The sequence below is a fragment of the Actinomyces naeslundii genome (assembly GCF_001956585.1).
Taxonomy (GTDB): Bacteria; Actinomycetota; Actinomycetes; order Actinomycetales; family Actinomycetaceae; genus Actinomyces; species Actinomyces naeslundii.
This window is the reverse complement of the sequence record NZ_MSRR01000030.1, coordinates 1-8,720: the sequence shown is the minus strand read 5'-3', so window position 1 is coordinate 8,720 and position 8,720 is coordinate 1. Positions and strand designations below refer to the sequence as shown.

At 69.6% G+C, this 8,720-nt stretch carries 11 protein-coding genes and 1 pseudogene; 7 read left to right on the top strand and 5 right to left on the bottom strand.

The genetic code is table 11. The annotated features are described in order from the left end of the window. Positions 1-192: hypothetical protein (locus BKH33_RS11930; protein WP_143229070.1), on the top strand; the 192-nt coding region annotated here is incomplete at its 5' end. Positions 193-263: 71 nt separating this feature from the next. Here BKH33_RS11930 and BKH33_RS11925 read toward each other — a convergent pair. Together BKH33_RS11925 and BKH33_RS11920 are read right to left on the bottom strand one after the other, a co-directional pair. Continuing rightward, positions 264-791: an Rv3235 family protein gene (locus tag BKH33_RS11925; protein ID WP_003783513.1), complete on the bottom strand. Its 528-nt coding sequence runs from the start codon at positions 789-791 to the stop codon at positions 264-266. Positions 792-927: 136 nt separating this feature from the next. Continuing rightward, a complete protein-coding gene (locus BKH33_RS11920; RefSeq protein ID WP_232621505.1) occupies positions 928-1,737 on the bottom strand; it encodes a LysM peptidoglycan-binding domain-containing protein in 810 nt (269 codons plus the stop codon). Positions 1,738-1,935: 198 nt separating this feature from the next. On the opposite strand from BKH33_RS11920, the gene BKH33_RS11915 reads away from it, so the two are divergent. After that, positions 1,936-2,484, top strand: a complete 549-nt coding sequence (locus BKH33_RS11915; RefSeq protein WP_043539424.1) for a hypothetical protein — start codon at positions 1,936-1,938, stop codon at positions 2,482-2,484. A gap of 82 nt (positions 2,485-2,566) precedes the next feature. Here BKH33_RS11915 and BKH33_RS11910 read toward each other — a convergent pair whose 3' ends face one another. Beyond that, entirely contained in the window at positions 2,567-2,791 is a 225-nt protein-coding gene (locus tag BKH33_RS11910; RefSeq protein WP_043539422.1) for a helix-turn-helix domain-containing protein, read from the bottom strand. A 203-nt stretch (positions 2,792-2,994) separates the two neighbouring features. Here BKH33_RS11910 and BKH33_RS11905 point away from each other — a divergent pair, with 203 nt between their 5' ends. The 5 genes from BKH33_RS11905 to rplL all read left to right on the top strand — a co-directional run bounded on the left by BKH33_RS11905 (position 2,995) and on the right by rplL (position 7,381). Beyond that, positions 2,995-3,663: a hypothetical protein gene (locus BKH33_RS11905; protein ID WP_003783514.1), complete on the top strand. Its 669-nt coding sequence runs from the start codon at positions 2,995-2,997 to the stop codon at positions 3,661-3,663. After that, the gene (locus BKH33_RS11900; RefSeq protein ID WP_081395437.1) at positions 3,660-5,510 is read left to right on the top strand and encodes a CpaE/TadZ family protein; all 1,851 of its coding nucleotides are present in this window, start codon (positions 3,660-3,662) and stop codon (positions 5,508-5,510) included. The genes BKH33_RS11905 and BKH33_RS11900 overlap by 4 nt, the downstream gene beginning before the upstream one ends. 84 nt (positions 5,511-5,594) lie before the next feature. After that, complete coding sequence (locus BKH33_RS11895) at positions 5,595-6,077, top strand: DUF6912 family protein (RefSeq protein WP_003783495.1); 483 nt, start codon at positions 5,595-5,597, stop codon at positions 6,075-6,077. A 329-nt stretch (positions 6,078-6,406) separates the two neighbouring features. Next, positions 6,407-6,928 carry a 50S ribosomal protein L10 gene (gene rplJ, locus BKH33_RS11890; RefSeq protein WP_003783496.1) on the top strand — a complete coding sequence of 174 codons (522 nt, stop codon included), beginning with the start codon at positions 6,407-6,409 and terminating at the stop codon, positions 6,926-6,928. Positions 6,929-6,991: 63 nt separating this feature from the next. Further along, positions 6,992-7,381, top strand: coding sequence for a 50S ribosomal protein L7/L12 (gene rplL, locus BKH33_RS11885; RefSeq protein WP_003783501.1), 390 nt, complete (start codon positions 6,992-6,994; stop codon positions 7,379-7,381). A 374-nt stretch (positions 7,382-7,755) separates the two neighbouring features. Here the strand turns inward: rplL and BKH33_RS14195 are convergent, their stop codons facing one another. Together BKH33_RS14195 and BKH33_RS14190 are read right to left on the bottom strand one after the other, a co-directional pair. Continuing rightward, on the bottom strand, positions 7,756-8,103 hold the full coding sequence (locus tag BKH33_RS14195; RefSeq protein WP_232621504.1) for a hypothetical protein: 348 nt from the start codon (positions 8,101-8,103) through the stop codon (positions 7,756-7,758). A gap of 83 nt (positions 8,104-8,186) precedes the next feature. After that, positions 8,187-8,720: pseudogene (locus BKH33_RS14190) on the bottom strand (hypothetical protein); the annotation flags it as partial.

Genomic DNA, 8,720 nt, shown 5'->3' with positions numbered 1-8,720 from the left:
GGGGGCCGTGGCACGGTCCTGGGGGACACCGGGCAGGCCTCCATGGAGCAGCGGATCACCTATTCCGGTCCCAGCGAGTCCGGTGACGAGGAGGAGCGCTCCACCTCCTCATCGCGTAGGTCCTCGGGCTCGTCGACCTCGGGCGGCAACCGGGCCGAGCGCCGTCGCTCCAAGAAGAAGCGCCGTCACTGAGGCCCTGCGCGCCTCGGACTGATCGCCGTCGATCCCGTCGGGGCCTGGTACATCGCCAGGATCCGGCGGGATCACGCGATCTCCAGGCCGGTGAGGATCCAGCGCTCGCGCATCAGCTCCAGGCGCGCCGCGGCGGCCCGGACTCGGTTGCCCTCCTCCAGGAGGACGGTCGCCTCGCAGGCTCCCGACATCGTCAGCTCGGTGCGCACGCTGCGGATGCGCGGCCGCCGTGAGCTCGTCTGACGCCCCAGGATCCGGGAGGCCAGGCCGGCGCGGCGGGCGAGCGCCTCGAACAGGGGCGGACTGGTCCACCGGGCCAGGTGGTCCACGGGGCGCAGCCCGGCGAGGACCTCGCTGGCGGCCGCCACCACGATCGCGGCGGTGCGCGGGGCGTCGGCGCCGGTCCGGGACTGCTTCCTGAGGAAGCCGCCGGACTGATCGGCTCCCGAGCCGTTGACGGGTTTGGAGGGCTTCAGCGGAACGGCTCGAGTCGGTGTCGGGTGGGTTGGTGTGGGGCGGGTGCGGTGCTGTGGGCCGGTCTCTCGGCGAGCGGCGCGAGTGGGCTGAAGGTCGTGAGTCGACGTGGCGGTGACAGTCATGGTGGGCTCCTGGGAGTTGCTTCGGTGCCGGTGCGGGCACAGAGCTGGGTGGGGATGGCCCAGTGGCGAGGGCCGTGAGGACGTGCAGTGCGGACTGTTGACGGAGACGCGGCTCCCGGTTCCGGGCAGCGGTGCTTCAGTGCGATGGGGGCTGGCCTCCCGTCGTCGGCGGCGTAGTCAGCGTGCTCGGGATGCTCAGTACTGCTCCGGGGCGGATCAAAGACGGGTTCGGGCCGATGGTCTCGACGTTGGCGCGATACAGAACGGGCCAGGTCTGTGCGATCTGTGCGGGGCCGGCGTCGGCAGGCAGGAGGCGGGCGGTGACCGACCACAGGCTCTCGCCTGGTTGCACGGTGTGAGTACGCTCCGACGTCGCCCCGGTGTCCGGGGCGGTCGAGGCTTGGTTCTCAGCCGACGTCGGTGGGGCTGATTCGGTCGGCTCGTCCGGCTCGGTTCTGGAGGTCGACGGTGACGGGGCGCTCCGCTCCGACGGCGTGGGCGACGGGGTTGGTGAGGCGGGTGCCGAGCTCGTGGGCCGCCATCCCAGATCATCCCCGTTCCCGGTATCCTCCGCCGCCAGAGCCGGCGCCGATGACAGGGAGACGACGAGGGCGGAGGCCGCGATACGGCGGACTGCGGGAGCTCCCCACCCGGCCAGAATCCTGACCGCCGGCCCGGATGCATCGCCATTGCGGAGGGTGCCGTGAGCGCGGGAGCCGGGTAGCACAATGAGGGCGAGCACTGCGGAGGCGAGGTGCCACAGGGCGCCCAGTGCCCCGATCGTGCAGGTCCCGGCGACGACGGCGTCGGTCAGCTCGCTCATGCCCCACGATCGTGGGGGAACCTCCAGGAGACCTTCTGCGGCGTCCCGGGTCGCAAGTCCGAGAAGCAGGAGGAGAGCGCCGGAGAATCCTGCCACCAGCGTCAGTCGTAGACGTGTCCCCATGTCAACCTCCATCACCGTTGATCATCTTTGATGATGTTAGATTTACGCTGACGATGTTGTGTTGTCAAGACTTTGATACTGTTTTTCACATAGTGTCGTGTCGCTGGTGAGGCTGCTACTTGCAGGTTCTCAGGGGCGAGGCGGAGACGGCGGGGGAGCAGTCCCTGCTCCATCTGCTGACGTGAACGAGGTGAGGACGTGGATTGGGACTGGATGCTCTCCGACCTGGAGAGCAGCTTCGACGCCGAGCGCCGTGCAGATCTGGTGGCCCAGAGCGCCGAGCTCGCCGAGGCGGAGCACGCGTCCATTGAGGTGGTCGACCGTCTCAGGGGAACAGTGGGGCGTCCGATCCACTTGCGGACCCGCAGCGGCGCGCCCGTCGACGGTGTCCTGACTCGGGTTGAGCCCGCGTACGTCCTCGTTGACGAGGGGGAGGGGCTGCAGGCGATCGTCCCACTGGCCGCGGTGACAATGGTGGCGACGCTTGCAGGGCCGGCGCCCCGAGATGATCGACGGCGTCCCACGCTGGGGGCGTTGCTGCGTGAGGTCGCTCGACGGGGAGTGCGGGTGCGCCTGATCGCGGGAGCCGGAGAGGTAGTGGGGAGGTTGATCCGGGTGGGAGCGGATCATGTCGATATCGCCCTCGACTCTGAGGGGAGGGGATGCGCTCGCCGGGCGACCGGTGCGGGGGTGGTGGGAGTCGTCAGCGTCATGACTGCGGCGATCGAGGTGCTGCGCAGCCGCTGACCTCTGTTGTGACGTGGAGGATGTGCGCTCGAGGGACGTGTCGGGGTCTCGTGAGAAGAGAGGGGGTGGATGGTCGGGCGGCTCAGACCTCCTCGTCCTCGCCCCAGCCGGCGGCCACCATGGCCCGGGTCGAGGCGAGCTGGCGCTGAATGTAGTCCTCGAGGGCCTGGTCCTCGATGCGCCACAGCTTACGGGCGCCGACCTGGATGGCTGGAAGATCACCGGAGCGGATGAGGGCGCGCACTGCCTGGCTGGAGAGCTGGAGCTGCTCGGAGACGTCGGCGATGGTGAGGAATCGTGTACTCATAGAACGATGATCCCACTGCTTGTCCCTATCCACAATTCTCAAAGAACTCTGTGGATAACCTTGCGGCACTATCTCACCTCGACGATGATTACTGGTGATCAAGGAGGATTTCCGTGTCGTCATCTCGCAGTGCGCACTCCCGAGCAGTACCTGAACGCCGTCGTAGTGGTCGATGGCGCCGTCCAGCCTGGAGGGACCCGCGAATGGCCGGGGGAGTGGTCCTGGTCGCCTCTGCTGTGGCCCTGGGAGCCTGGGCCGTCGATGCTGCCGCAGACACCACCCGCGTCTACGTGCTCTCCCAGGACGTCGCCCCCGGAGCCGACCTGACCGCCGACGGTGTTCTCACAGTGGTCGAGGCCCATCCCGGTACTGACGCCTATGTTGAGGTCGGGCACCTGCCCGACGGCGCGGTGGCCACCCGCTCCATGAGCAAGGGAGAGCTGTTGGCGACCGCAGCCGTGGACAGCGGTCGGGAGCGGGCGCTGCGCCCGGTCGTCCTCAACGTCGCATCCAGCCTGCCGGCCTCGACGAAGGTCGGCGACTATGTCGATCTGTGGCTCGTGCCCAAGGACGGCGTCGCCGGCAGGTCCTCGGTTCAGGCGCCTGCGACTGCGGAGCCCGGGCAGAACGGCCGCAGCGGGCAGGTGTTGACCGAGGACGGCGGAGCCCGCCGCGTGGCCACGGGGCTGGTCATCGGCTCAGTCGGAGAGGCCAGCAAGGGACTGGTCGCCGGGCCGAGCACGGGGGTGGAGGTGAAGGTTCCCGAGGAGTCCCTCGCCGCCGTCCTCAGCGCCGTCGGGCAGGAGGGGTCGCTGGTCCTGGTTCCCACCGGACAGGAGGCGCCTGCGGAGAAGTCGGAGAAGCCGTCGTGAGCGCCCCGGGCGCAGGCATCCTCCTGGCTCTCAGCGGTGACGACGCTGACATCCTGCGTGTGCTGAGCCAGGCGGGAAGCGGGCTGTGCATCGTTCGCAGATGCGCCGACCTGCCCGAGCTGCTCTCGGCGGGCATGGCCGGACTGGCGTCCTTCGCCCTGCTGGATACCGGCTTTGACGAGATCGACCGCACCGTCCTGGACCGGCTCACTCGTGCCGGCCTCAGTGGGCTGCTCCTGGTGGAGGCCCGTGAGGAGGAGCGCTGGCGCAGTGCGGGATGGCCGATTCTGAGACGCGACACCGCCCCCAGCCGCATCTGCTCCACGGTGCAGGACCTCGTGCGTCGCAGCCTGACCGATGTCGGTGCGTCCGGGCCCTCCACCGCGGGGCCTGCCCCCGCCCCCGGCGCGCTCGGCGCCGTCGTGCCGGAGACGCCGGTCGGGCCGGCAGCGACGAGCGACGACTGGCTGAGTGCCGCGACACCTGCCTCGGCCGGCTCGGGCGGCGCCGCTCAGGAGACCGCCTGGCTTGAAGAGCTGTGGCGTCAGTCGACGGGTCCGGACGCTGACGGGAAGCCGCCGGTACCACTGCAGCCGGCACTGCCCGGCAACGATCCCTCTGGGCTTGCGGACTGTGAGCAGCAGGAGAGCCGAGAACCGGCGACCGAGAGTGCGGCTGATGCCGCTGGTCAGGGACGGATCGTCCTGGTATGGGGACCTCACGGCGCCCCCGGACGCTCGACCGTGGCCGCATCCCTCGCCCACGGCCTGGCCGGATCCGGTGGGGCGATCCTCGTGGACGCCGACGTCGAGGCGCCCAGCCTGGTTCAGATCCTCGGCATGCCTGAGGACTCCTCGGCCCTGGCCGGGGCCGCTCGCCTGGCCACCCATGGCCGCCTCGACGCCGAGAGCTTTCAGCGGGTACTGGCTCCGGTGGAAGGCGGGCTGTCCCTCCTGGGAGGTCTGGGCCGGGCCGGTCGCTGGCGCGAGCTGCCGCCGGCCGCCATGACCGAGGTCTGGCTGCAGTGCCGTCGTGCCGCGGCCTGGACCGTCGTCGACGTCGCCGGCGGCGCCATTGACAACGACATCGACGACTTCACCCTTGAGCCCGGACGCGGGGCGGTGACTGCCGACCTGGTGTCCCATGCCGACGTCGTCCTGGTCGTGGGTGGGGCGGACCCGGTCGGGGTGCGCCGCCTGCTTCAGCTCCTGGATGAGGTGGGCTCCTCGGTGACGCCCGCCGGCCGGATCGAGGTCGTCGTCAACCGGGTGCGGGCCTCGGCTGCCGGCCCCTCTCCCCAGCAGGCACTGCGTGAGGCCCTGTCTCGCTTCGGCGGGCTGGAGGACATCGTGCTGCTGCCCGACGACCCGGCGACGGCCGATGCCTGCCTGCTTCAGGGGCGCAGCATCATGGAGGGGGCGCCCGCAAGCGCGCTGGGCAAGGCCATGAGCGCGCTGGTCGACCGGATCGACCCGCAGATCGCTGCGGTCCGCAAGGCCCGTTCCTCGAGTCGGCCGCTGCTACGGCGCCTTAAGCACCTGAAGAGACGTGGCAGAGAGCAGCGCAGGACAACCGGCTCCGCTGGGCGGGCGACGGCCGCCGGCGGCAGGAGCCGCAGGGGCGTGCGCGCCCAAAGGGGGCGGCGTCGGAAAGGGGACAGGGCGGTGACCTCCGGGGCTGAGCCGAGGGCTCCAGAGAGGCCTGCGTATTCAACACGGCGGTCCCAGACGGCCGTGCCCCCATCGACTCCGCCCCCGGTTCAGCCGCCGAGCCCGCCGCAGGCGATGCGGGGCGGACCGACTCCCTGGCCCGGAGCAGGGCCCGCGCCCTTTGGTGAGCGCGGCTGACGGCGTGGCCGCAGCTGCTCGGGGAGGTACATGAATCGTGCGGCCCTGGTCTGCCGGGCACGGTTGGTGAGGCAGACTGGGGCCATGCGCATCTACCTTCCCGCCACCGCTGCCCACCTGCGTGCGGCCGCCCTCAGCTCGTCCACGGGGTCGCTGCTGGCTCACGCCGCCACGCCGGCGCTCGCCCGCGCGCTGCCCGAGGAGGACGAGGAGGGGCTGGAGGTCTCCGCCTCGTTGTGCGCCGCCGACGCCTCCCTTGTGCTGCTGGCCGAGCCCGAGGCCGAGGGGCTGGCCGACCGCCGTGTCGTCATCGCCGCCGATGTCGACGGTGAGCACGTGCGCGAGCTCGCCGTCGAAGGAGATGTCCTGCCCGGAACGGTCGAGATCGCCGCAGATATCCCCTGGGACGACGTCGCTGCCCTGCTCGTGGACGAGGCGGAGGCGGAGGCCGACGTCCGCTCCGCCCGGCTCGGCGACGAGGACGCCTTCGAGCGTGCGGCTGAGGCCGACCTGCTCTGGTACGACGTCACGGAGCGAGACGCGCTGGCCGAGAGCCTCGGGGTCTGACCCGTCCGAGGCCGCCGATCGGGCACTGGTTACGGTGCCCCCGTGACCCGTCGTCGGACCTGTCGCCGCCGTCGCTTCAGCGACGGGAGAGCTTTCAGTGACCGGTTCCACGGTATCCTGCCTTGCGCAAGAGGGTCTGCCGCCGGGTATGGTGCTCTTTGCCAAAGACCGCAGGTCTCCCGCTTCGGCGGGACCAAGTCCACTGAAGGTGGAGCCGGCGCAGGTGAGAACGTGACCTCTTTCGGGCGTGCCCGAAAGCGAGCCCCGTGCCCACCGGCGCGGGGCTTTTCCAGTGGTGGGCCCTGCGGCATACCACGGAAGGAGGGCCCATGGCACGGCCTGACAAGGAAGCAGCCGTCGCTGCTCTGGCGGACAAGTTCCGCCAGGCTGACGCGGTCCTGCTGACTGAGTACCGGGGACTGAGTGTCGCCCAGCTCAAGGAGCTGCGTCGTTCCCTCGCCGGTAACGCCGAGTACACCGTGGTGAAGAACACGCTTGCTGCGATCGCTGCCCGCCAGGTCGGGCTCGAGGGCTTCGCCGACGACCTCACGGGCCCCTCCGCCCTGACGTTCGTCTCCGGTGAGCCGGTCGAGGCTGCCAAGGCTCTGCGTGACTTCGCCAAGGACAACCAGCAGCTCGTCATCAAGGGCGGTGTCATGGACGGCGCCGTGCTGTCCGCCGACGGCGTTGACAAGCTTGCCTCTCTCGAGTCCCGCGAGGTGCTGCTCGCCAAGACCGCGGGCGCCGTCAAGGCGTCCCTGTCCAAGGCTGCGTACCTCTTCGCCGCACCGGCCTCCCAGGCCGTGCGCACCGTCGACGCCCTGCGCGAGAAGCAGGAGACCGCGGCCTGAGGCCGCACGCGTCATCCACCAACCCTGCGCGCGCAGGAACCTGATAAGGAAGGAACGCCCATCATGGCGAAGCTGACCACCGAAGAGCTCATCGAGCAGTTCAAGGAGCTCACCCTCATCGAGCTGTCCGAGTTCGTCAAGGCCTTCGAGGAGACCTTCGACGTTACCGCCGCCGCCCCGGCCGCCGTGGCCGTTGCCGCTGCCCCCGGCGCTGCCGGTGGCGAGGCCGCCGCCGAGGAGAAGGACGAGTTCGACGTCATTCTCGAGGCCGCCGGCGACAAGAAGATCCAGGTCATCAAGGAGGTGCGCGCCCTGACCTCCCTCGGTCTGAAGGAGGCCAAGGAGCTCGTCGACGGCGCTCCCAAGCCCGTCCTCGAGGGCGCCAACAAGGAGGCCGCCGAGAAGGCCAAGGAGCAGCTCGAGGGCGCCGGCGCCACCGTCACCCTCAAGTGAGCTTCTCCCCGCTGCCTGAAGCGGCCTGAGGGTCGCCGAAGGCTGGGGAGGTCCAGCGTCACCGGGTCCCGTCCACCACCAGGTGGGCGGGACCCGGTCGTGTGCCGGGGTGATTGCGGCGTCGGCCTGCGTCGATGTCGTCGGGTTCAGGCTGGCGGAGCGCCGTCGGGTCGGAGACCGGTTGGTGCCTATGTCAGCGGACCCGACGGGGGATCGGGAACGTACTTTCTCTGCGAGAACTGCGATGTCCTGCAGATGACTGATGTCCGCCCCCAGTGGTCTGCGGGAGAACGCAGTCGCCGAACGGAAAGTACGTTCTCGACGCCGGCGCGTGTGGTCGACGAACTGTGAAGGATGCTTTGAGAACCGCGACCTCATGGGACGAGTACTCCTGGCGGCCGCTCGCCCCATAACCCGTTGCCCTGAAGCTCAGCCGCCGGCGAGAGACGGGAGACCACCTCCAGCGGGAATTTCGAGAGCAGCCGGTCGGCCTGGGCGCGCATATCCCCGAGCGATGACCACGTCGCCCGGAAGAACCTCCACCCCAGCGCCTCGAGCTCGTCCTGACGGAGTTTCTCGAGGAAGACGTCCTCCTCGGTGCGGTACTTGGTCTGGCCGTCGAACTCTGCGACGACATGGTGCTTGGGCCAGCCCAGGTCCAGGAACCGGTCCTTCGACAACCCCGGCACCGGGTACTGGGCAATGGCGTTGGGCAATCCCACCACGAGTGTCATCCACCGCAGCACGCTCTCTCCAGGCGAGACCGCCCATGGGCTCGCAGCGGCTAGTACCGCACGTGCCTGCGCTATTCCTCGCCTCCCCCGATGGCGTGCGATGAGCGTGTCCCAGCAGGCGTGAGCCGAGCACAGCCGTGTGGCGCAGGCGTCGCGGTGCCATGGATCAGTCGGCAGTGTCGGTTCAAGGCCGCGTCGGCGATGGAGAGCGCGTTATGTGGGGGCTCGTCGCAGGCGCAGTCGAAGGCGGTGCGCAGTACCGACGTGACGGGAACGCCCCCGACCACCTCGATCTCCTCGTCCCGCAGCTGAAGCTGACGACGGTGCAGACGGATCGGGTTGGTCTCCGAGGGTGCCGACTCGGTGGGAACGGGCACTCCCGAAGCCGGGTATCGGAACGCGGGCAGTGTTGTCGTGGTGAGACGGGGGTGACCGGAGACGGCGAGGTAGACGTCCGGCTCTCGCGTCCACATAGCCAGCCCCTGAACCAGAGCGGCCGACGTGTGAGACAGGCAGGTAGCGGACGGTAGGAGTTGTTGTGCAGCGATCGCTCGCGCCAGGGAGACCATGAACCGCTGCTCCCAGGTCAAGTCTTTTGGTGTGGT